This window comes from Mycolicibacterium psychrotolerans (assembly GCF_010729305.1).
Taxonomy (GTDB): domain Bacteria; phylum Actinomycetota; class Actinomycetes; order Mycobacteriales; family Mycobacteriaceae; genus Mycobacterium; species Mycobacterium psychrotolerans.
In genome coordinates, this window is the sequence record NZ_AP022574.1 from 3447840 (window position 1) to 3469848 (window position 22009).

General features: G+C 63.9%; 20 protein-coding genes and 2 pseudogenes. 11 read left to right on the forward strand and 11 right to left on the reverse strand.

Going from position 1 to position 22009, the window contains the following annotated elements; translation table 11 throughout:
* Positions 1-340: 340 nt before the first annotated feature.
* Positions 341-1708 (reverse strand): allantoinase AllB, encoded by a 1368-nt coding sequence (gene allB / locus G6N45_RS16890; RefSeq protein ID WP_163723299.1) that lies wholly within the window; start codon positions 1706-1708, stop codon positions 341-343.
* 220 nt (positions 1709-1928) lie between these two features.
* Between allB and G6N45_RS16895 the strand changes: the two genes are divergently transcribed.
* Together G6N45_RS16895 and G6N45_RS16900 are read left to right on the forward strand one after the other, a co-directional pair.
* Positions 1929-3437, forward strand: a complete 1509-nt coding sequence (locus tag G6N45_RS16895) for an NCS1 family nucleobase:cation symporter-1 (protein ID WP_163723300.1) — start codon at positions 1929-1931, stop codon at positions 3435-3437.
* Between the two features lie 8 nt (positions 3438-3445).
* Positions 3446-4168, forward strand: a complete 723-nt coding sequence (locus tag G6N45_RS16900; protein WP_057148056.1) for an aspartate/glutamate racemase family protein — start codon at positions 3446-3448, stop codon at positions 4166-4168.
* A gap of 54 nt (positions 4169-4222) precedes the next feature.
* Here G6N45_RS16900 and G6N45_RS16905 read toward each other — a convergent pair whose 3' ends face one another.
* Positions 4223-5038, reverse strand: coding sequence for a bifunctional allantoicase/(S)-ureidoglycine aminohydrolase (locus tag G6N45_RS16905; protein ID WP_163723301.1), 816 nt, complete (start codon positions 5036-5038; stop codon positions 4223-4225).
* Positions 5035-6312 carry a DUF6986 family protein gene (locus tag G6N45_RS16910; protein WP_163723302.1) on the reverse strand — a complete coding sequence of 426 codons (1278 nt, stop codon included), beginning with the start codon at positions 6310-6312 and terminating at the stop codon, positions 5035-5037. The genes G6N45_RS16905 and G6N45_RS16910 overlap by 4 nt, the downstream gene beginning before the upstream one ends.
* Positions 6313-6479: 167 nt before the next feature.
* On the opposite strand from G6N45_RS16910, the gene G6N45_RS16915 reads away from it, so the two are divergent.
* Entirely contained in the window at positions 6480-7241 is a 762-nt protein-coding gene (locus G6N45_RS16915) for an IclR family transcriptional regulator (RefSeq protein WP_163728581.1), read from the forward strand.
* Positions 7242-7374: 133 nt separating this feature from the next.
* Here the strand turns inward: G6N45_RS16915 and G6N45_RS16920 are convergent, their stop codons facing one another.
* The 8 genes and pseudogenes from G6N45_RS16920 to G6N45_RS16955 form a co-directional block, all read right to left on the reverse strand.
* Entirely contained in the window at positions 7375-7800 is a 426-nt protein-coding gene (locus G6N45_RS16920) for a nuclear transport factor 2 family protein (protein ID WP_163723303.1), read from the reverse strand.
* 5 nt (positions 7801-7805) lie between these two features.
* Positions 7806-9296 carry an aldehyde dehydrogenase family protein gene (locus G6N45_RS16925; RefSeq protein WP_163723304.1) on the reverse strand — a complete coding sequence of 497 codons (1491 nt, stop codon included), beginning with the start codon at positions 9294-9296 and terminating at the stop codon, positions 7806-7808.
* Positions 9293-9925 carry a carboxymuconolactone decarboxylase family protein gene (locus tag G6N45_RS16930; RefSeq protein WP_163723305.1) on the reverse strand — a complete coding sequence of 211 codons (633 nt, stop codon included), beginning with the start codon at positions 9923-9925 and terminating at the stop codon, positions 9293-9295. Before G6N45_RS16930 ends, G6N45_RS16925 begins: the two co-directional genes overlap by 4 nt.
* Positions 9922-10041, reverse strand: a pseudogene (locus G6N45_RS16935) (SDR family oxidoreductase); the annotation flags it as partial. The gene G6N45_RS16930 and the pseudogene G6N45_RS16935, both read right to left, overlap by 4 nt.
* 51 nt (positions 10042-10092) lie before the next feature.
* The gene (locus tag G6N45_RS16940; protein WP_163723306.1) at positions 10093-11373 is read right to left on the reverse strand and encodes a cytochrome P450; all 1281 of its coding nucleotides are present in this window, start codon (positions 11371-11373) and stop codon (positions 10093-10095) included.
* On the reverse strand, positions 11370-11828 hold the full coding sequence (locus tag G6N45_RS16945; RefSeq protein ID WP_163723307.1) for a hypothetical protein: 459 nt from the start codon (positions 11826-11828) through the stop codon (positions 11370-11372). Before G6N45_RS16945 ends, G6N45_RS16940 begins: the two co-directional genes overlap by 4 nt.
* Positions 11825-12349, reverse strand: coding sequence for a hypothetical protein (locus G6N45_RS16950; RefSeq protein WP_163723308.1), 525 nt, complete (start codon positions 12347-12349; stop codon positions 11825-11827). Before G6N45_RS16950 ends, G6N45_RS16945 begins: the two co-directional genes overlap by 4 nt.
* Positions 12350-12381: 32 nt before the next feature.
* Positions 12382-13749, reverse strand: coding sequence for an aromatic ring-hydroxylating oxygenase subunit alpha (locus G6N45_RS16955; RefSeq protein ID WP_163723309.1), 1368 nt, complete (start codon positions 13747-13749; stop codon positions 12382-12384).
* Between the two features lie 209 nt (positions 13750-13958).
* On the opposite strand from G6N45_RS16955, the gene G6N45_RS16960 reads away from it, so the two are divergent.
* The 8 genes and pseudogenes from G6N45_RS16960 to G6N45_RS16995 all read left to right on the forward strand — a co-directional run bounded on the left by G6N45_RS16960 (position 13959) and on the right by G6N45_RS16995 (position 22003).
* Entirely contained in the window at positions 13959-14525 is a 567-nt protein-coding gene (locus G6N45_RS16960) for a hypothetical protein (RefSeq protein ID WP_163723310.1), read from the forward strand.
* Positions 14518-15117, forward strand: a complete 600-nt coding sequence (locus G6N45_RS16965) for a TetR/AcrR family transcriptional regulator (RefSeq protein WP_163723311.1) — start codon at positions 14518-14520, stop codon at positions 15115-15117. The genes G6N45_RS16960 and G6N45_RS16965 overlap by 8 nt, the downstream gene beginning before the upstream one ends.
* 45 nt (positions 15118-15162) lie before the next feature.
* Entirely contained in the window at positions 15163-16434 is a 1272-nt protein-coding gene (locus G6N45_RS16970) for an amidohydrolase family protein (protein WP_163723312.1), read from the forward strand.
* A 28-nt stretch (positions 16435-16462) separates the two neighbouring features.
* Positions 16463-16639: pseudogene (locus tag G6N45_RS16975) on the forward strand (ferredoxin); the annotation flags it as partial.
* Positions 16640-18603: 1964 nt separating this feature from the next.
* A complete protein-coding gene (locus G6N45_RS16980) occupies positions 18604-19218 on the forward strand; it encodes a LuxR C-terminal-related transcriptional regulator (protein WP_163723314.1) in 615 nt (204 codons plus the stop codon).
* A 220-nt stretch (positions 19219-19438) separates the two neighbouring features.
* Positions 19439-19804: a hypothetical protein gene (locus tag G6N45_RS16985; RefSeq protein ID WP_163723315.1), complete on the forward strand. Its 366-nt coding sequence runs from the start codon at positions 19439-19441 to the stop codon at positions 19802-19804.
* 67 nt (positions 19805-19871) lie between these two features.
* Positions 19872-21467 carry a phage tail sheath family protein gene (locus G6N45_RS16990; protein ID WP_163723316.1) on the forward strand — a complete coding sequence of 532 codons (1596 nt, stop codon included), beginning with the start codon at positions 19872-19874 and terminating at the stop codon, positions 21465-21467.
* Positions 21468-21481: 14 nt separating this feature from the next.
* Positions 21482-22003 (forward strand): phage tail protein, encoded by a 522-nt coding sequence (locus tag G6N45_RS16995; RefSeq protein WP_163723317.1) that lies wholly within the window; start codon positions 21482-21484, stop codon positions 22001-22003.
* Positions 22004-22009: the final 6 nt, after the last annotated feature.

The window sequence follows — 22009 nt, forward strand, 5'->3', positions numbered from 1 at the left end:
CGGCAGCGATATTTACCTGTACAGCCCGGGGTACTGGCAAGAGGTCACGATAGACACCCGCACCGCGGATCAGCGTGCGCAACAAGCCCAGGAGGGAAACGAAGACCTCCGGTGGCAATGACGCCCGCCGCGCTCAGAGCCGACGTGACGTGAGCGCCTCGCCGAGCGGACTGGCTCCATCGTGGCGGATGCAACCTGTGAACTTCGGCGACTGACAAAGATACTCGACGATCTACAGACCGACGACGCGCTGACGTTGCTGTTGACCTTCGTGCGCGCGAATGCGCGTGATGCCGATGCGGCGCGCGCCGCGCAGGCGGCGAGCGACACCGACGGGGGACTACACGCCGCCGCGGCGCAGCATCCGGCCTTGCGGGGTCTTGAAGTCGATCTTCTTGCCGCGCAACCAGGTGCCCGTCACAACGCCGGCGAGTGCACGCCCGTCGTACGGGCTGATCGGGTTCTTGTGATGCAGTTTGTGCACGTCGACGACCTGCGCAGACTCGGGCTCGAACAGAGCGAAATCGGCGTCGTACCCCAGGGCGATCTTGCCCTTGTTGTTCAACCCGGCGAGCTCGGCCGGCTTGGCCGCCATCCACTCGAGCACCTGAGCAAGTGACACCCCGCGACGCTTTGCCTCGGTCCAGATCAACGACAGGCCGAGCTGAAGCGACGCGACGCCACCCCATGCCACGCCGAAGTCGCCGTTCTCGACATCCTTCAGGTCGATCGTCGACGGTGAATGGTCGGAGACGATGCAATCGATCGTGCCGTCGAGTAGGCCCTGCCACAGCAGTTCCCGATTCGACGCTTCACGGATCGGCGGACAGCACTTGAAGGCGGTCGCGCCGTTGGGGATCTCCTCGGCGAGCAGCGTCAAGTAGTGCGGGCACGTCTCGACGGTGATCTTGACGCCGTCGCGCTTGGCAGTCGCGATCATCGGCAGAGCGTCCGACGACGACAGATGCAGAATGTGCGCACGGGCACCCGTCCACCGAGCGCGCTCGATGACCGCGGCGATCGCCACGTTCTCGGCGCCGCGCGGACGCGACGCCAGGAAGCGGCTGTAGCGGTCACCCTCCGCAGTGGGGGCATGGTCGATGGCGCGGGAGTCTTCGGCGTGCACGATCATCATGGAGTCGAAGCCGGCCAACACGGCCATGTCCTTCTCCATCTCGTCCGCGTCGAGATGCGGGAATTCGTCGACACCGGAGTGCAGCAGAAAGCACTTGAAGCCGAACACGCCGTCGTCGTGCAGACCGCGTAGATCGCCGGTATTGCCGGGGATCGCGCCGCCCCAGAAGCCGACATCGATGTGCAGCTTGCCGGACGCCGCCGCCCGCTTGGCTTCGAGTGCTTCGACATTCACCGTCGGCGGAATCGAGTTGAGCGGCATGTCGATCAACGTGGTCACACCGCCCGCCGCCGCAGCGCGGGTGGCGGAGTCGAACCCCTCCCATTCGGTGCGGCCCGGCTCGTTGACGTGCACGTGCGTATCGACCAAGCCAGGGATCATGACCTGCTCGTCGGTGAGTTCGACGATCTCCGTGCCGGTGAGGCCGCTGCCCAGCGGCTCGATCGCGACGATGCGACCGTCGCGAACGCCGATTTCGCGGGCAACGACTCCCGCCGTCGTCAGTATGCGTTCGCCGCGGACGACCAGGTCGAGATCGGGTTGGTCCGACTGCTGGCGGATGTCGGCGGTCATGGGGGTCTCCGTCGCTGCGAGATTAATTCCTCATCGTGGAAATGAAACTCCACTCTGGGGTGACTCTAATTGTGGGTGGAAACACAGTCAATCGCCCCAGAGGGTTGACAGGTGGCGTGCAGATGCGAGTTACTTACCTCACTGGTGGAATATTACTTCCACAAGATGGAATTCCAGCGGCGACGCGGGCGTCGGCGCTCCGACCGTGACAGGCGTGTCCATGAGCACAGAGTCCACCGGGCTGATCGGCGACTCCAGTCGCGACGACGCAACCTCGCTCGCCGGCGTGAGTCCGCATCTGTACAACCCCGATCTCGCGCCCACCAAGCGCGAAGGTCGACGGTGGAGCGCCTACAACATCTTCACCTTGTGGGCGAACGACGTACACAGCCTCGGCAACTATTCGTTCGCCATCGGGCTGTTCGCCCTGGGGCTGGGTGGGTGGCAGATCCTGCTCGCCCTCGGGCTCGGCGGGGCCTTTCTTTTCCTGCTGCTCAGCCTGTCCGGGTTCATGGGGGAGAAGACCGGGGTCCCGTTCCCGGTGATGAGCCGCATCGCGTTCGGCATTCGCGGCGCGCAGATCCCGGCCCTCATCCGCGGCGCGGTCGCCATCGCATGGTTCGGTATCCAGACGTACCTCGCGTCGGTCGTGCTGCGCATCATGATCATCGCGCTCGCACCATCCGCAGAGACCCTCGACTCGAACAGCTTCCTGGGGTTGTCGACGCTGGGCTGGATCTCCTTCGTCGCGCTCTGGGTGATCCAGGTGATCATCGTCAGCTACGGCATGGAGATGATCCGAAGGTACGAGGCATTCGCCGGTCCGGTCATCCTGTTCACGATGGTCGCCCTCGCGATCTGGATGCTCAACAACGCCGACTGGGCCATCGCGTGGAGCACGCCCGACTCGCTGACCGGCGTCGACATGTGGCTGCAGATCATCGGCGGCGCCAGCCTGTGGGTCGCGATCTACGGAACGTTCGTGCTGAACTTCTGCGATTTCACCCGTAACGCGACGTCGAAGCGCGCCATCGTGCTCGGCAACTTCTGGGGCATCCCGCTCAACATGTTGGTGTTCGGTGGCATCGTCATCACCTTGGCCGGCGCGCAGTTCCGCATCGACGGACGCATCATCGAAGCGCCTGCCGACATCGTCCGGGAAGTGCCGAACACACTTCTGCTGGTGCTTGCTGCACTCGCATTGCTGATCCTGACGGTCGCGGTCAATCTGATGGCGAACTTCGTCGCCCCGATCTACGCGCTCAACAATCTGTTCCCCAAGCACCTGAACTTCCGCCGCGCAGCACTCATCTCGGCTGTCATCGGTCTGGTGATCCTGCCGTGGAACCTGTACAACACCCCTGCCGTCATCAACTACTTCCTCGGTGGGCTCGGCGCCATTCTCGGGCCGTTGTTCGGCATCATCATGGTCGACTACTGGCTGGTGCGCCGTTCCCAGGTCAACGTCTTGGCCCTGTTCACGACCGATGCGAACGGCGAGTACCACTACACGAAGGGCGTCAACGTGCGCGCCGTGGCCGCCCTTGCCATCACGGCGGTCGCAGCACTGCTGCTGGCGTTCGTGCCGCTGTTCAAGGTTGTCTCGGAGTTCTCCTGGTTCATCGGCGCAGGATTGGGCGCGATCGTGTACTGGGTGCTTGCAGACCGCCAGGGACCGTTCAACGATGTCTCCGGCGAGCCCATCGCCGTGACGAGCACGCACCATTAGGGGCCGGCATGAGAATCCTCGTCGCGAACGTCAACACGACGGCCTCGATGACCGATGCGATCGCCGAGTCGGCGCGCGGCGTCGCGTCGCCGGGTACCGAGATCGTCGGTATCACACCGCGTTTCGGTGCGGACTCGTGTGAAGGAAACTTCGAGAGCTATCTCGCGGCCATCGCCGTCATGGATGCGGTCACCTCGTACCCCGAGCCGTTCGACGCGGTGATCCAGGCCGGCTACGGCGAGCACGGTCGGGAGGGCCTACAGGAGTTGCTCGACGTCCCGGTCGTCGACATCACCGAGGCGGCCGCGTCGACGGCGATGTACCTCGGGCACAAGTACTCGGTCGTCACCACACTCGACCGCACCGTCCCGCTGATCGAGGACCGTCTCAAGCTCGCTGGACTCGACGCACGGTGTGCGTCGGTGCGGGCGTCCGGTCTCGGTGTGCTGGAACTCGAGTCGGATCCGCTGCGAGCGGTCGACGCGATCGTCCGCCAAGCGCGAGAGGCTGTCGAGAACGATCACGCCGAGGTGATCTGTCTCGGCTGCGGCGGGATGGCCGAACTCGAGGAGAAGGTGACGGCCGCGACGGGTGTCCCGATCGTCGACGGAGTCCGCTCGGCGGTCACCATCGCCGAAGGTCTGGTCCGGATGGGGCTGTCCACCTCGAAGGTGCGTACCTACGCGCCTCCGCGCGAGAAGAAGGTCATCGGCTGGCCATTCCGGTTGTAGGCCAAGCAATTCGATGAAGCCGGGCGTCTCATCCGAGGCGCCCGGTTCGACGTGTCAGAGCATGATCTGGCGGTTGACATCCTTGTACAGCAGGTACCGGAAGTTCGAGGGGCCGCCCGCGTAGCACGCCTGCGGGCAGAAGGCGCGCAGTGCGAGGAAGTCGCCTTCCTGAACTTCCACCCAATCCCCGTTGAGGTGATACACCGCCTTGCCTTCGAGCATCAGCAGGCCGTGCTCCATCACGTGGGTCTCGGCGAACGGAATCGTCGCGCCGGGCTCGAACGTGACGATGTTGACGTGCATGTCGTAGGCGAGGTCCTGGGGGTCGAGCATGCGCGTCGTTCGCCATTTGCCGTCGGTCCCGGGCATGGCCGACGGTGCGATGTCCTGCTCGTTGCCGAACTTGACCGACACCGTGTGGCCCGCGATGGCCTCATAACGCTTGCGGATCCACACGAACGTCGCGTCGGCGTCGCCGTTGTTGCAGGCCGACCAGTCGGTGCCTGCCGGCAGGTAGGCGAAGCCGCCCTCGGCGAGTGTCTGCGACTGGCCTGCCCCGTCGACGGTGAGCGCACCGGACGTGACGAACAGGAAGCTCTGTACCTCGGGTTGGGGCTCGGGTCGCTGCGCCCCGCCGCCCGGCTTGACCTCGACGATCGCCTGGAAATACGTCGTCGCGCCACCGGCGACCGGACGGTTGAGAATCCATGCGCGCGTATCGGTCCACTCCGGGAACACCGAGGTGACGATGTCGGACAGGACGCCGCGCGGGATGACCGTGTAGGCCTCCGTGACGATGGCGCGGTCGGTCAGCAGATCGGTCTGCGGCGGCAGGCCGCCGCGGGGCGTGTAGTACGACGCAGTGGTCACTGAGTGCTCCTTGTTGGGCGGCCGAGCGCGATATCGCGCGCGGTGGACACGGGGAGATCGATGGCCGTCTCGATCTCGTCGACGGTGAGGGCGCCGCACACGCTGCCGCGATGGATCACGTTGGCGAGTGCCCGGGCGGTGGCCGGCTCATCCATGACGGTCGAGTCGAGCTGGTGGACGTAGTTGCGCAGGCGCGCCGCGGCGGGCGCGAAGGCGCCACGGTAGAACGCGTACGTCGCCAGGTATCGGGTGACGAGTTGGGCGGGGTGCATGTCCCAGCCCTGGTATATGCCGCGCTCCAGGTGGCGGCGGACCAGACGGGCGTGCAGCTTCCACGCCATGGCGACGTTCTCGGGATCGCCGACCGGGAGGATGTTGGTCGACCCGTCGGACATGTGCACACCGGTGCCGGCAACGGCGAGTTGCATGACGTTCTTGGCGTGGTCTGCCGCCGGATGCTCCATCGATTGATGGGCCGCGGCGATTCCGAGGGACGCCGAGTAGTCATAGGTCCCGTAGTGCAATGAGCTGACGCGGCCCTGGCCGGCGTGGATGAACTGGGCAACGGGTGCGCGGCCATCGGCGTCGAGAATCGCCTGCGGCGTTTCGACCTGCACTTCGAACCGGATGCGGCCCAAGGGAAGTCCGTTGGCAGCCTCGAGCGCACCCGCCACCACGACCATCGCCTCGACCTGGTCGACGGAGGTCACCTTGGGCAGGGTGAGGGTGAGGCCGTCTGGGAGGCCCCCGGTGTCGACGAGTCCGCTGATGAACATGTCGAGCGTGCGGAGTCCGCGTGCGCGGGTGCCGGCTTCGAGGCACTTGAAGCGCGTGCCGACGAACGGCGTCGAGGTGCCGGCGTCGAGCGCGTTGCGAAGCGAAGCTAGTGCCTGCGCGACATCGGCGTCCTCGGTCGCATCGTCGAAGGTGCCGTATCCGTCCTCGAAGTCGATGCGAAGGTCTTCGATCGGCTCGGTGGTCAGCTTGTTCTCGACTAGAGCTGCGAGAGTGTCGGGCTCGCAGTCGGTTCCGCTGCTCGCGTCGACGAGCGCGGCCACTGCGTCGAGTCCGCCCGCGTCATGTGCGGCTGCGAGTGCGGTGGATCCCCACTCGGCGGGCATCGTCGCCGAGTAGCGATTGCCCGGGATGTAGACGGTGTGGACGGGCTGCCGGCGACCGTCGTCGCCGGGGTAGCGGCTCACCAGCTGTGCGTCTGAGACCGAGAGGCGGCGGTCGACCTCGGCGAGTACCGCATCGTCGAGGCGTCGGGTCACGGGTGGTCCGCTGGCCGGACGCCCAGGATGAATTCCACATCGTGGAGTTTAGTGCGAGGGCTGTGAAATGTACATGCAGTGTCATCGGTCGCCAAGGAAGTTCCATATTGTGGAATCGATTTTGGCGATGTTGAATGGAACGCACATCGGCGGCCAGGAGCAGACGCATGGCGGAAAAATCAGGCGGGGTGCAGTCGGTCGAGCGCGCATTCGAGTTGATGGAATTGATCGGACGCGCGGGAGGGGAGTGCTCGCTGACGGAGTTGTCGGCGGAGTCTCCGTTGCCTCCGCCGACGATTCACCGGCTTCTGCGCACGCTGGTCGGGCTCGGCTATGTACGCCAACTACCCAATCGCCGCTACGCGTTGGGGCCGAGATTGATTCGGCTCGGCGAAGTTGCGAACCGTCAGTTGGGCGCGGTCGCCGGTCCGGTATTGCAGTCGTTGGTCGACCAACTCTCGGAGACGGCGAGTCTCGCGGTGCTCGACGGCGACATGGTGATCTACACCGGTCAGGTGCTGCCGTCGAAGCTGATGCGGACGAACACTGAGGTCGGCAAGCGCGTCGGTCTGCACACGTCCGGTGTGGGCAAAGCCGTCCTGGCTGAATTGGACGATGCACGCATTCTGAAACTGGTGACGCAGTCCGGACTTCCGGCACCGACCGGAAACAGTGCGTCGACCCTGTCCGCGGTGTTCGCGAATGTCGAGCGCGTGCGCGCCGATGGCTATGCCATCGACGATGAGGAGTGCGAGGTCGGCGTTGGCTCCGTCGCGATGGCGGTGCCCGGCGCTCCGACTCCGATGGCGATCGGCATCTCCGGACCCAAGGGACGGATGGGCAAGGATCTGATCGCTCGCGCCATTCCAGCCCTGAGGAGTGCGACCGACGTGATCTCCGAAGCCTTGATCGGTGCGAAGGAGGGTTAGCCGCTGATCACAGTTGCACCTTTCCCGGACGGCAGCGCTTGTGAGTGCCGGCAGGCGGGCGCAGGAGGTGGAGTCGATGACGCCCGCTCGCCGAACACGCACTTACCGGTCGGGGACGGCTGCATTTGCGTCCTCAATTCGGCGAGCCGGTGGTGCGGTTGGTGAACCACACGTTCTCTTCGCGCAGCGCTCGGCTACGCCAACCGTCGGGAGTACGCACCAACTCGTGGTGGTAGTAGCCGCCACAGGCACTCACCTCGGCCGAACCCGGCAGCTGCATCGGGTTGTAGAACATGGCGCGCACCATTGCGGTGTCTCGGCCGCTGTCGAGGATCTCGATATTGGTGATGTAATGCATGCTCCACGGCAGCAGAGCGAAGTTCGCGGCGAACCACTCGACGATCTCGTCGCGGCTACCGATGGCGGCGCCCGCCGACGAATAGTCGATGTAGGCGTCCTCGGTGAACACGGACCGGTACAGCTGCCAGTCCTTGGTGTCGACGGCGCGCGCGTACCTGTTGAGCAATGCGGCGATCTGAGATTCGTCGCTCACGGGCATCTGCTTCACCCGTTGTCCGGCATGCCGATGGTCTTGGCATCGAGGTATTCCTTGTAGCCTTCTTCGCCGTTGCGGTAGCCGAGGCCGCTCTGTTTGGTGCCGCCGAACGGGCTGTCGATGCCGAAGTGGCTCTTGCCGTTGATCGTGACGTTGCCGGTGCGCATCCTGGTGGCGACCGCGAACGCCCGGTCCACGTCGGCGCTGCTGACCTCTCCGGACAGACCGTAGATGCTGTTGTTGGCGATCGCGATCGCCTCGTCGTCGGTGTCGTAGGGGGTGACGGTGAGGACGGGCCCGAAGATCTCCTCCTGGGCGATCTGGGAATCCGGGTCGACGTCGGCCAGCAGTGTGGGCTGGGTGTAGTAGCCGACGGGCAGGTTCTCGGGGATGCCGCCGCCGGTGACCAGCCGCGCCCCTGAATCGATACCGGACTTGATCAATCCGAGCACCTTCTGCCGTTGGCCCTCGCTGATCTGGGGACCCTGCATGATTCCCGGCGTCCAGGGATCCCCGACGGGGAAATTCTCCATCACCTTCTTCAGGATCTCGATGCCCTGGTCATAATGGCTGCGGGGCAACAGGATCCGGCTCGGCAGGATGCAGCTCTGCCCCGACATGACACACGCCATCATCGCCGCCATCGACAGCGTGGTGTTGAAGTCTGCGTCGTCGAGCACGATGTGGGCGGACTTGCCGCCCAACTCCAGCAGCGTCTTCTTCACCGTGGGGGCGCCGGCGGCCAGGATCGCGCGGCCGGTCGCGGTCGACCCGGTGAACGTGATCATGTCCACCCGCGGGTCGGCCGACAGTGCGGCACCCACCTCGTTGGCATTGGACACCACCACGTTGAAAACGCCCGCCGGGATGTCGGTCTCCTCGGCGACGATGCGGCCGTACTCGCTGCCCGACCAGGGGGTCAGCTGAGCGGGCTTGAGCACCACGGTGTTGCCTGCCATCAGGGCGGGCACGGTCTCGGCGATGTTGAGGTAGAACGGCACGTTCCACGGTGTGATCGCACCGACCACGCCGACGGCCTCGTAGTGGATCTTGCGCCGGGCAGGCCCCAACGGGGTCTCGTGCACCCCGTTGTCGACCAGGTACTCGAAGGCCTTTCCGTGCTCGGCCCAGTGCTTGACCTCTTCGATCGGGCTCTCGATCTGGGAGCCCGACACTGTCGCCGGGCAACCGACCTCGGTGATCAGGACGCGGCGCAGCCGCTCCTTGTTGCGTTCGAGTGCCTCGTGCAGCTGAGTCAGGCAGTGGTAACGGAAGTCGAGGTCGCGGGACCAGTCGGTCTCGTCGAATGCGCGCCGCGCCGCGCCCACCGCACGGGCCATATCGTCGGCCGTGCCGTCGGTCGCCTGTCCGGCCACCTCCTCGCTGGCCGGGTGGATCACATCGAATGTGGCTCCACTGTCTGTGAATTGCAATTCGCCGTCGATGAGCATCCGCTCTTCACCGGCCAGCACACCGGTTTCGTCTTGCACGCTCGTCATTCCGTCTCTCTCCTGTTCGTCGCGTCGTGGTCGGGTAGGGATGCGCTGCCGGCGGGCGGTGCGAGGCCCCAGGTGTCGAAGGCCATCGCCAACATCGTGTAGGTGCCGACGACGAAGATCAGTTCCATCGCTTGATGCGTGCCGAGTTCGTCGGTGATGCGCTGCCATGTCGAGGCTTCGGCGCGACCGAAAGTCAGTAGTTCGTCGGTGGCCTCGAGTACCAAGCGGTCTGCTCCGACGAAACTGTCATTGCCTTCGGCAAGTCGGGCGATGTCTTCCTCGGGCACGCCACCGTCGGCGGCGACCTTGGTGTGCTCACCCCAGAAGAACGCGGAGCGGCGGGTATGCGCGATACGCAGGATCGCCAACTCGCGTAGACGCACAGACAATTCGCCGCGCTGCAGCAGCCAGCCGTTGAAGCTGAGGAAGTGGCGGGCCATCTTCGGGTGGTGGGCGAGCAGGCCGATGATGTCGAACTTGAGCGGATCGGCCGCATGTCCCGACCCGGCGCGTGGCACCTGGTCAACTGGCAACCCCAGCAACGTGCCGAACGCGGAGTACTCGTCGTCTCCCCACTCGTCGGCCGTCAGCGGCGCCAGGAGCGGGCCCTCGGGGTGGCTGTGGGTCACGTTCGTCGTCCTCCGTTCACACCTATGACTTGCCCTGTTACGTAGGATGATTCGTCTTGACACAGGAAGATCGCGGCGTTGGCGATGTCCTCCGGTCGCCCGGCGCGCCGCACCGGCCGCCGGTCACTATGGCGATGGTGTCTTCGAAAGGCATTACAGCAGAACTCCTACGAGAACTCGATATACAGGCGAGTGAGCCCGCGCAAGATGAATGTCGGCAGATATTTGTAGCGCCTGGCGTCGGCCGGCCCGTGCTTGTCCTCGTCGATCCAAATGTCCGTGGTCCGGTCCAGGAGCCGATTGAGACTGACCTTGGCCTCGGCGCGGGCCAACGGCGCACCCGGACAGCTGTGCGCTCCCCGGCCGAACGCGATGTGCTGACGCGCATTCGCCCGGTTCAGGTCGAAAGTGTCTGGATCGGTGAACCGGCGCGGATCACGGTTGGCCGCGGCGTTGTTCAGCATCACCGTGGTACCCGCGGGCAGGTCTACGCCGCCGACGGTTACGGGCACTTTGGACAGCCGGAAGTCCCCGCGGATCGGACTCTCGACCCGCAGTGCCTCCTCGATGAAGCCGGGGATCAGACTCCGGTCGGCCCGTAGCTTCGCGTGCAGCGCAGGGTCTTCGGCGATCATCATCACCGCGGTGCTGACCAGACGGACCGTCGTCTCCTGTCCGGCCGCGAACAGGTTAGCCGCCACGCACACCACATCGTTCACCGGTGGGGTACGTCCGTCCGGGAACAGCGCCGAGGCCAGGCCGGTCAGCACGTCGTCGCGTGGGTTCTCGCGACGATCGGTGATGTACTCGGTGAACTTTCCGTAGAGGTACTCCAGGGGAGAGTGGTGCATCTCGTCCCCGTCACTGCTGCCGATGGTGCCGGTGGCGGTGAGCAATTGGTCCTTGAAGTCGTCGTGATCGGACTCGGGCACCCCGAGCAGGTCGGCGATCACCAGCATTGCGAACGGATTGCCGAAATCGCTGACGAACTCGCACTTTCCACCGGCCAGCGCCTCGTCGAACTGACGGTCGGCCAGGCGCCACATGAACTCCTCATTCTCTTTGAGGCGCTTGGGTGTGATCATCTTCGACAGTAGGGCCCGGTGATCGGAGTGCAGCGGCGGATCCAGGGTCGGCAGCTGATCGTTGAACGGCAGCTGATCGCGATGCTGGGCGATCAATTCGGAGACGTCGTCGCCTTCCAGCGGCACCGGGAAACCGGGGAACGGCCCGGTGACCGAGGTACACGACGAGAACCGGACGTTGTCGTTGTACGCCGCGACGGCTTCTTCGTACCCGGTGATCATCACCACGTCGTGGTGCGGTTCGCGGCGTACCGGGCACTGATCACGCACGGCGGCGAGATACTCGTAGGGGTCGTGCAGCAGCTTGTTGTCGGTGAAGAAGTCGACCGCATCGATGTCCGTGCCTACCGACTTATCGGTCACGCACCGTCTCCGTCGAAGCTGGGCATCGCGGCCGGGTCGGGCAGCTCCATCTGCAGGTAAACCGCGATAGAGCGAATCTTGTTGTCCGCGTCGAACTCGAAGACCGACGCAGTGTTGACCACGCTACTGAAGTCTCCGACCTTGCTGCGCTCTTCGAGTTCAAGGAACGCCAGGTCCCCGGTCTCGGTAACGCGCTTGAACGAGCAGTCCCAATCCGAGGACCTCGCCCATTTGGTGAGGAACTCGGTGTACTGCGTCCAATTCATCACCTCTTTGAATGGCCCGATGCGGACAAGATTTTCGGTGCTGACGAACTCGGCCAGTGGCGCCCAGCTCTCGGTCGAAAAACCGTGTTCCTTGGCACTTTTCACCAGGTCTCGCATCACCTGACTGTATTGCAGCACCATCAGCGACCGTCCGGTGGTTTCGCCGATCACGTCGTCGATGGTCGTCATACCGTCACCCCGGCCGCGGCAAGGGTTCGCTCGAGGGCTTCGAGGTATTCACCGGTGCCGTGGAACGGGCCGTGCACACCGAGAGCGACGTCGAGAAAGGCGTTGTACTCGTCGTTGACGTGGGTCTCCCAGCGGGTGATCTGACCGTCGTCGTTCGTCTCGATGAAGCTGTAGGAGTAAAACCCCATCTTCACACCGTGTTTGGTGTGGCCTTCCCAGCGAGTCTTCATCACCACGCCGTTGTTGGCCGGCCAGTAGCCGAAGCTGGCCGGCTTCCAATCCGGAAAGCTCAACGAGTAGGCCTTGGCCTCCATCGTCGAGGCTCTGGCAGTGTCCTCGGGGAATTCGCTGAGCTTGAACACCTGATCGCCGGTGAAGTAGGGAGACACGTAGACGCCGTCTTCGGCGAACTTCCATGCGTCGGCGAAAGCTTCACCGTCTTGCACCCCCTGGCGTAGGTAGGCGTCGCGGTAGGCCTCGGCCATCCGGACGTGGTGGGCGATGCGTTGCTCCAGATGCACTGGCTTCCTCTTTCCGGGATGGGCGGTGGGGTTCAGCGTTTTGCGGCGTTGGACATGTGGCGGTCGACCACGGAGTGGAAGTGGGCGATCACGACTTCCTCCTTGACCAGCGTCATGTGGTCGAGGCGGTCATTGCGCAGCCCTTTCTGTTGGCGTGGCATCTGTTCGTAATCCTGTTGCAGTGCTTCGAAGTACTTGTGGCTGCCCGGCGTATCCACCACAATCGCCTCGGCGCGCACGGCATCGCGAAACTCCTGCGGCACAAACATGTAGCTGGCCACATGCCAGATGCAGCGGTTCGGGTCACCGTCAGGATGCGGCCTGGCCATGATGACGTGGCATTCACCGGCCCGCACGGTCATGAAGTAGTTGGGAAACAGCACCCAGCCCTGGTTATCGACCATTTGACTGTCGGTCAGGTCGCTGACGTCGAGTCCCATCCCGGTCAGCACCTCGCGGGTTGCCTGTTGCAGCAGGGCGCGGGGGGTGACGCCATCGGGGAAGGTGCCTTTTCCGTTGTCGTCCTGATAGGGCGCAAGAAGTTCCTGGAACCGCGGGATCACCGCGACGGTCCCAGGGAACGTTTCCGGCAGCGCCAGCATTCCTTCGACCTGTTCTTGCTCACTGGCACCGGCGACCTCGAACGGTGCCATTGCGACGCTGTGGTTATCGAAGAACCGGTACCGCGCCGTCTTCGGATTGATATGCAGCACTTGCAGCAACTGGGGGTGGATGCCGTTGATGTGGTAGCCCTCTTCGAAGGCGTCCATGACAACTTTCCAGTTGCACTCAATGGCCTCGGTGACATCCATGACGGTGGTGAACTGTTCGATGTGGTAGGGCTCCAATAAGTCCACCACATCGTCGCCCAAGAACTCATGCAGCGACTCGGCGTCGGGATCGGGGTTGAGGAAGATGAAACCGGCGAAGGTGTCCACCGACACCGACAGCAGTGAGTTCTCGGTCTTGTCGATCGGACCGGCGAGGTTCTCGCGCAGGATGCCCTTCAACCTGCCGTCCAGGTCGTAGGACCACAGGTGGTACTGGCAGAGGAAGCCCCGCTTGGCGTTTCCGGTTTCTGCGATGCAGAGCGCGTTACCGCGGTGCCTGCAGGCGTTGACGAAGCCGCGGAGCTTCTCGTCCTTCCCACGCACGATGAGGAAGGACTGGTCGAGGATCTCGTACTTCTTCCAGTCACCGGGCTTGGGCAGATCATCGACCCGCCCGGCGATTTGCCATGTCCTTTTCCAGATCGCCTCCCGCTCACGCGCAGCGTATTCCGGACACGTGTAGCGGTCGGTCGCAATGTTCGTGTTGAACGTTCCGAGTTGGACATCGTCCAAACCCAGGCCGACACCTGACGCAGGGTCTAGCCAATCTCCGGGACGGGTTACTGGCATCAACGAAGTCCTCCTCTGTCGACGTCCTCAGCTAGGGCGGCTAGCTCCGGACAAAGGGCTGATCCGGCGAACGCAACCGGCTGCGTGACGGCAATGGCTGTCCGCATGAATGTGATCGGGCTCACGATATACGGATATGTATCGCTGATACAAGGGTGTATAAAAGTGGTGGACATCACAACGAGCGAGTTAGCGCAGAGGAGTCGACCGTGGGCTATCGCCTTGAGGTGATTACCGACAACGTCCCTGAGGCGGTTCGCCATGCCGGCGGTCTGATGTTCGACCGCAGCCGCGCCGGCTGGCAGGTCGTCGTCATCACCAATGACGTCTCCCACACACGAGCGTTGACCATCCTGGGTGTTCGTGCGCAGCCTCCAGGCCAGGTCGAGGATCGGCGATACGGGCCAGAAAGGCAGACCACGATCTCGTCGGCCGACGACTTCGCAGCGGACGAGGAACCGCCGGGCGGCTCGGATATCCATCCGCACAATCAACTCCTGCTGTGGAGTCTTGGCGATAACGATGAATCGAGCGACCTATACCCGTTGAAGTACAGACTCAGCCCGGCAGCGCGAACCTTCAAAACCCATGCGCTCCGCTCCACCGGACAAAGCACCGGAGTGGAGAACTGCGAGTACTTCTGGGCCGTCAGCACCATCGAATATGGCATTTCGACTGATCTCTCGCCGGTTGACGACCCGGCGCACTTTCCGGGCAGCGCCGATCGGGTCGGGGCACGACCACCGACTGTGGTGGGAGAATTCGCCCGTGGCTGAACGCTGGACCAAGGAACGCCGTACCGAGCACACACGCGAGATTTTGTTGGACGCCGCGGAAGAAGTTTTCGCCCGCAAGGGCTTGACCGGCGCAGCGCTCGAAGAGATAGCTGACGCCGCGGGTTTCACCCGCGGTGCCATCTACTCCCAGTTCGGCGCCAAGGAGAAACTGTTCCTTGCGGTCGTCGACCGCCAGCGTCAGCGGTTCCTCGACGGGTTCGCCGAAGTTATGATGTCCTTCCACAAACCTCAGGACATCGACCTCGACGAGTTGGCCGCGCGGTGGCGGCAATTGAGCAGCGGAACCGACCGGGCCGCGTTGGGGTATGAGTTGACGCTGTTCCTGTTGCGCAACCCCGAAGCCCGTGACCGTGTGGCCGCTCAACGCCTCGAAACAGTCCGCGCTCTCGGCGAATTCATCAGCAAGAACGTCGCCCGACTCGGGGGCATCCTCACCATCGAGGCCGAGACATTGGCCCGAGTCGTGCTGGCGGCCAATGACGGAATCACCCTCGACAGCCACATCGACGGCGACGACCTCTACCGCCCCTACCTCCAGCTCGTCATATCGAGCATCCGCACTCCGCAGTAGCACACCCTGCGGCTGGCCCGCGCCTTACGAAGGAGAGACCCGCAAGTGAATGTCGACGACCTGATTCTGGTGAGCATCGACGACCATGTGGTGGAGCCGCCCGACATGTTCCTGCGCCACGTCCCGGCGAAGTACAAGGAGGAGGCGCCGATCGTCGTCACCGACGACAAGGGCGTCGACCGGTGGATGTATCAGGGACGTCCGCAGGGGGTCAGTGGCCTGAACGCGGTGGTGTCCTGGCCTGCCGAGGAGTGGGGCCGCGATCCGGCCGGGTTCGCCGAGATGCGACCCGGGGTGTACGACGTGCACGAGCGCGTGCGGGACATGAACCGGAACGGCATCCTCGCCTCGATGTGCTTCCCGACGTTCACCGGCTTCTCTGCCCGCCACCTCAACATGACGCGCGAAGACGTCACCTTGGTCATGGTGTCGGCCTACAACGACTGGCACATCGACGAGTGGGCAGGCTCGTACCCGGACCGGTTCATTCCCATCGCAATCCTGCCGACGTGGAATCCCGAGGCGATGTGCGCCGAGATCCGCCGGGTGGCGGCCAAGGGCTGTCGTGCGGTGACGATGCCGGAACTGCCCCACCTGGAAGGGCTTCCGAGCTACCACGACGACGAGTACTGGGGCCCGGTGTTCCGCACCCTGTCCGAGGAGAACGTGGTGATGTGCCTGCACATCGGCACCGGGTTCGGGGCGATCAGCATGGCTCCCAACGCCCCCATCGACAATCTGATCATCCTGGCGACCCAGGTGTCGGCGATGTGCGCGCAGGATCTGTTGTGGGGGCCGGCGATGCGCAACTATCCCGATCTGAAGTTCGCGTTCTCCGAAGGCGGGATCGGGTGGATCCCGTTCTATCTCGATCGCAGTGACCGGCACTACACCAACCAGAAGTGGCTGCGTCGCGACTTCGGCGACAAGCTGCCCAGCGACGTCTTCCGCGAGCACTCGCTGGCCTGTTACGTCACCGATAAGACGTCGCTGAAGCTGCGCTACGAGATCGGTATCGACATCATCGCCTGGGAGTGCGACTACCCGCATTCGGACTGTTTCTGGCCCGATGCACCGGAGAAGGTGCTTGCCGAACTGAACGCCGCAGGCGCGTCGGACTCGGACATCAACAAGATCACCTGGGAGAACTCCTGCAGGTTCTTCAGCTGGGACCCCTTCGCCCGCACACCGAGAACTGAGGCGAGCGTGCGGGCTCTGCGGGCCAAGGGCGCCGACGTCGACGTGTCGATCCGGTCACGGGCCGAATGGGCGCGACGCTACGCGCAAAAGCATCTGGCGGAATCGGTCAGCCGATGACCACGGGGGACACCCTTGGGGGGATGTGGTGAAAGCATCTGTCGATTCGAGTCGCCGCCAGGGCCACACGCTCTGCGCCATGATCGCCCCAGCGTTGTTCCGACTCGACGACATTAACGGCACGGCATCGTCTGTCGACGATGCCGTGCCTGCCGACCAGGAGGACGCGGCGCGCGAGGCCGCACGGTCCTGCCCGGAACAATCATCTGCATCACCCACGAGCCCAAGTAGCCATGAACAGGATGATCTTCCGATGAGTATTGACGGGCTGCCCGGCCGGATCCAATGACCACGACATCCACGGACAGCGCAAGGGCCACAGAGGGAACCTCCCCATGTTGATACGTCAGGGTGACGAAATGGTGGGTGGGCCACGGGTGCCCGGCGTGTTGCCGGCGAGGGCTGCGTAGGCGGACTTCGGGACGGATGCCCGGTAACACCACCAGTGCGGAAGCGTCACGCCATGACTATCCCCAGTAGTCGATCGACTGGAGAACTTGGTGGGCTGGCGGGCGAACTAGTGAAAAAGTCCGGGATCAACTGCAAAACGACATCTGGATCGGACAGATGGCGAGTGTCCGATCCGGAACATGTTGATGGTGACGTGACGGTGTGACCTGCAACCTCTCAACTGTTTCCGGATGGCCAAACTCGAAGTTGTCCGGAAAAGAGATGAGAGTGCCCAGCGGCCAATTGATGGACTCTCAGCCGGATGCATCCGTTGCCTCCTGAAGGCGTTTCAAAGCATCCGGCCAGGACGGGGGTAATTCGGCTGCGGGCGCCGCCCAGAAGACGAACCGGGATGTGCGGCCACGCGTTGACGGAAGTGCGCCATTCCTATCGGCGTGGGGCTGTTGTGTTGCGTGACGGCGGCATCACGAGCTTCGCGGCTTTGCCACGCCGAGAGTGTGTAAAAGGTCTTGCGCAGTGGCATGGCGATCAGCGAGACGCCTAACACACCTGGGGGATGCGAGCATCTGTCGGCGAATCCGTATGGCCCGAGCAGGAATCGAGGGACCTGGCCAACGTGGGCAAGTCGAAGCTGGAGGCCATCACCAGACCATCTGGACAGCCGTAGGGATCTACTGAGCCTGATGCGGTCCAGGGAGGGTCGCATCTTCATATAGGTCGGTACTGACGGGTACCGCCATCGTCACATTCCACTGGTGACATGGCAATACTGGATCGTGAGCAGGGGTGAATCGCAAACTCAGGGCGGACGACTGGCGTCCTGTGCGTGGTTCAGCCGACGTCCGGATTATCGGCGTCGGTGGAGTTAGGTTGATCTTTCCGTCGATGAGCGCATCCCTCCCTATTCGAAACCGCCGAAGTCAAGTTGTCAGGCAGGGGAGCGGGCTGCCCTACGAGGGGCGGTTGTCTCGGTCGTGTGAAAATCTGCGGCCGCGGGCATCGGAACACTGCGACTGCGGATCGCCCTCGACTCATTAATGCGCCGACATCGGCGGCGACTCGCTGCGGCGGTGGCAAGCCGGTACGCGCGCATGCGTCAACGATGGCCTGTGGCGATGCCGCGGTGAAAAGGCAGTAGAGGACTTCGCCGCGTGGCCTTGTTGGTGCGGGCGGTTCTAGGCCGGCACACACGGTTGCCGGCGGCTCCGCGTTTCGTGGCAACATGTCGAGCATGGACACAGAGTCGGATTGAGCGCTCGGGGATTCTGGCAATTCACACTTCCGCGGGCCGTGCGTAGGTCCGGCTGAAGTCCGTCAAACTGGCGCTCCATCACGTGCCGCTGTTTCGCATTGCAAATTATGTCGTCTATCGAATGGCGACGAGAGGTTGGGTCTCGGTCTACGGGTTGACGAGGGCGATGCCAGCGGGGCGGTTCACAACGGTGCCAATTCGACGTCCGTTGAGGCGTCGCAGGGTTCTAATGATCATCGTTATGGGGCCGAGAACCATTGCCGCATAGGGGTTTTGAGGTGCCACGGCTCTTGTCGTTATGACGTTTAGCGCAAACGAGCGGCCGCGCAGCAATCAACAACCACCGAACTGCCAGCAGCGAGTACTAATGACAGTGATTGTTTTCAACCGCGGAGCAGCATACGAGCGGAGATCGAGTAGTCGGCTACTCGTCAGTTCGTCGTAACAACTCGATAATTTGGCACTATAATTCGCTGCGGCTGGGCGATGGAACGAGCAGAGCCGGGGTGGGCGTGAGAGTTTTGGTAGCCACAGAGATTCGGCTGTACCGCGACGGGGTGGCGGAAGCGTTACGGCGATTCGACGACGTCGAGTTGGTCGTGACGGCAGCAACCGGTGCCGCGGCGGTGCTTGCCGGAAAGCGCGCTGAATGTGATGTCGTCCTGCTGGACATGGTGCTCGGCGACAGTACGGATACGGTCGTCTCGCTGCTGACGGCGCGACCGAATCTGAAGGTGGTGGCGCTCGGTGTTCCCGAAGACGGACCCGAGCTCGTTGCCTGCGCCGAAGCGGGTATCGCAGGTTACATTTCGCGCGACGCAAGCCTGGCCGAGGTCGGCGATGCGCTTCGCGCCGCAGTTCGCGGCGAAGCGCCGCTGTCCGGCCTCGTGGCCGCAGGCCTACTGAGACACATCGCGCTGGGCGCATCCATGGGAAGGATCGACACCGCCGCCCAGCAACTGACACCCCGCGAGCGGGAGGTCAGCCAGCTGTTGCGCACCGGGATGACGAACCGCCAGATCGCGAGGGCGCTCGACCTGCAGCTCAGCACGGTCAAGAATCACGTACACAACGTGTTGGCCAAAAGTGGCGTGACGGGTCGCACCCAGATCCAGATCTAGATCCACGAACCCGAACAGATCCGGTACCGGTGCGGGTTCAGCACGCCTCGACCTGCGGGACGGGGATCCGGATCTTCAGTTCCTGACGCAAACCCTGGACCACACGCGCAGGGTCAGGGCCCAGGACCCCGGCCAGATCCGGATCCCGCGGCTGATTGCCTGCGCATGCCCGCGCGCATTGACTTCTCGTCAAGCCATCGGAATCGGCAAGGCGGTGTACGTGGACGAAGACAGTTCGCCGGTACGCGTAGCCCTGATCGGATGCACCGGGCTACTGGGCGACGTGATCGCCAGCAGCCTGCGCGCCGAGCCGGGCCTGATGGTGGTCGCGTCCGTGCCACTGCTCGCCTCCGACAGCGACATCGCGGCGCTCGACGCCGACATCGTGGTCTGGAACGCGGCCGACGAACAGCGAATCGCTGAGTGGCTCAACGGTTATGTGCCCACGTCGCGCGTGTTGGCCATCACCACCGACGGCCAGGGGGCGGCGTTGTGGGAACTCATCCCGCACCGCATCGAGCTCGGTGCGTTGTCGCCCCAGTCGCTGGTGGAGACAATCCGCGGAGCCCGGGTCGGGCCGTCGTGACTAACGCACGGCGAACACTCACATCCCCACCGAAGCCTGAGCACAGGCCTGACGAGAGGCGGCGACCATGCCGGTTCAACTGAGTTACCCCGGGGTCTACGTGGAGGAGATTGCTAGCGGGGTGCGCACCATCACCGGGGTGGCGACGTCCATCACCGCGTTCGTGGGCCGCGCCCAGCGGGGCAGCACCTCCGAGCCGGTCACCGTCAACAGTTTCGGTGACTTCGAGCGCGAGTTCGGCGGTCTGTGGAAAGGCAGCAACCTCGGCTTCTCGGTGCGTGACTTCTTTCTGAACGGCGGCGGCACGGCCGTGGTCGTACGGCTGTTCCGGCACCACGCTGGCGACAAGGACAACACGGCACTGGCTGCCGACACGCTCGACCTCGTCGCCGCGAACGAAGGCGAGTGGGGCAATCAACTGCGCGCCAGGGTCGATCACGACACCCGCGAAGCCGATCCCGAACTGGATGAGACAGCGACTTCGCTGTTCAACCTGTACGTCCGGGACGGCATCACCGGCGCCGTCGAGGAGCACCGCAATGTCGTGGTGACGCCCGTCGATCATCCGCGATTCGTCACGAAGGTGCTGGAGAACGAATCACGGCTGGTTCGGGTGAGCGCGCCGGGTGCGGCGCGGCCCGCGAAGAGCGTCGGTACGGTCGATCCCGGTAAGACGATCTGGGACGACAACACTGCGCCTACCAACTACGTCGTCACGACGGGCAAGGCGACCGACGGCGATCCGCTGTCCGCCGCTCAGTTCACCGGCGCCGGTATGGAGGTGAACAAGCAGGGCCTGTACCGGCTGGAGATGATGGATCTGTTCAACCTGCTCGTCATCCCGCCGTACAAGACCGACGCCACCGTGGACAACTCGGTCGTGACCGCCGCCGACACCTATTGCCAGAAGCGGCGCGCGGTCCAGATCGTCGATCCGCTGCCGACCTGGGACCAGACGGCGAAGGTGGTGACCGCCGCGAGCACCGGCTTCGACTCGGTCCTTGGCACGAACGGGCGTAACGCCGCGGTGTACTTCCCGCGTCTGAAGCAACCGAACCCTTTGAAGGACAACCAGATCGAGACCTTCGCTCCGTCCGGGGTGGTGGCAGGCGTGATCGCCAAGACCGACGCGGCGCGTGGGGTCTGGAAGGCCCCTGCCGGGTTGGACGCCACCCTGTCCGGCGTACCGCAACTGAGCGTTCCGCTCACCGACCCCGAGATCGGCCAGCTGAACCCGTTGGGCGTGAACTGCCTTCGTGCCATGCCGGGCGTGGGACGCGTCTGTTGGGGTGCCCGTACGCTACGGGGCTCGGACCGGTTGGCCGACCCATGGAAGTACCTCCCGGTAAGACGAACCGCGCTGTTCATCGAGGAGTCGCTGTACCGCGGTACGCAGTGGGTGGTCTTCGAACCCAACGACGAACCGCTGTGGGCGCAGATCCGGCTCAACGTCGGCACGTTCATGAACAATCTCTTCCGGCAGGGCGCCTTCCAGGGCAGCACTCCTAGGGAGGCATACCTGGTCAAATGCGATCGGGAGACCACCACGCAGGCCGACATCGACCTCGGCATCGTCAACATCCACGTCGGGTTCGCGCCACTGAAGCCGGCCGAGTTCGTTGTGATCCGCCTGCAGCAGCTGGCCGGACAGACCGCGGTGTAACGGAAGGATCGGCGATGGCACAGTTTTCGGTCAACGCGTCGCGCTTCGACCCCTATAAGAATTTCAAGTTCCGGGTGAAGTGGGACGGCAAGTATGTCGCAGGAGTCAGCAAGGTCAGCGGTCTCAAACGCACCACCGAGGTGGTCGAACACCGCGAAGGTGGCGACCCGTCGACGTCGCGAAAGTCGCCGGGCCGCATCAAGTACGAGGCGATCACCCTCGAACGCGGCGTCACCCACGACCAGGGATTCGAACAATGGGCGAACAAGGTATGGAACTTCGGCTCCGGCCTTGGTGCGGAGGTGTCGTTGAAGAACTTCCGCAAAGACCTGATCGTCGAGCTCTACAACGAAGCCGGACAGGTCGTGTTGGCGTACAAGGTGTTCCGGGCTTGGGTGTCGGAGTACCAGGCGCTTCCCGATCTCGATGCCAACGCCAACGCCGTCGCGATCCAGCACCTCAAGCTCGAGAACGAGGGCTGGGAACGCGACTATGACGTGGTCGAGCCTTCCGAGCCGTCATTCTCCGAGCCGTAAGGCGAA

Coding starts and splice junctions, on each gene's coding strand:
- allB (WP_163723299.1), bottom strand. CDS start 1,708: ATGACCGCCGACATCCGCCAGCAGTCGGACCAACCCGATCTCGACCTG.
- G6N45_RS16895 (WP_163723300.1), top strand. CDS start 1,929: ATGAGCACAGAGTCCACCGGGCTGATCGGCGACTCCAGTCGCGACGAC.
- G6N45_RS16900 (WP_057148056.1), top strand. CDS start 3,446: ATGAGAATCCTCGTCGCGAACGTCAACACGACGGCCTCGATGACCGAT.
- G6N45_RS16915 (WP_163728581.1), top strand. CDS start 6,480: ATGGCGGAAAAATCAGGCGGGGTGCAGTCGGTCGAGCGCGCATTCGAG.
- G6N45_RS16920 (WP_163723303.1), bottom strand. CDS start 7,800: ATGCCCGTGAGCGACGAATCTCAGATCGCCGCATTGCTCAACAGGTAC.
- G6N45_RS16925 (WP_163723304.1), bottom strand. CDS start 9,296: ATGACGAGCGTGCAAGACGAAACCGGTGTGCTGGCCGGTGAAGAGCGG.
- G6N45_RS16945 (WP_163723307.1), bottom strand. CDS start 11,828: ATGACGACCATCGACGACGTGATCGGCGAAACCACCGGACGGTCGCTG.
- G6N45_RS16955 (WP_163723309.1), bottom strand. CDS start 13,749: ATGCCAGTAACCCGTCCCGGAGATTGGCTAGACCCTGCGTCAGGTGTC.
- G6N45_RS16990 (WP_163723316.1), top strand. CDS start 19,872: ATGCCGGTTCAACTGAGTTACCCCGGGGTCTACGTGGAGGAGATTGCT.
- G6N45_RS16995 (WP_163723317.1), top strand. CDS start 21,482: ATGGCACAGTTTTCGGTCAACGCGTCGCGCTTCGACCCCTATAAGAAT.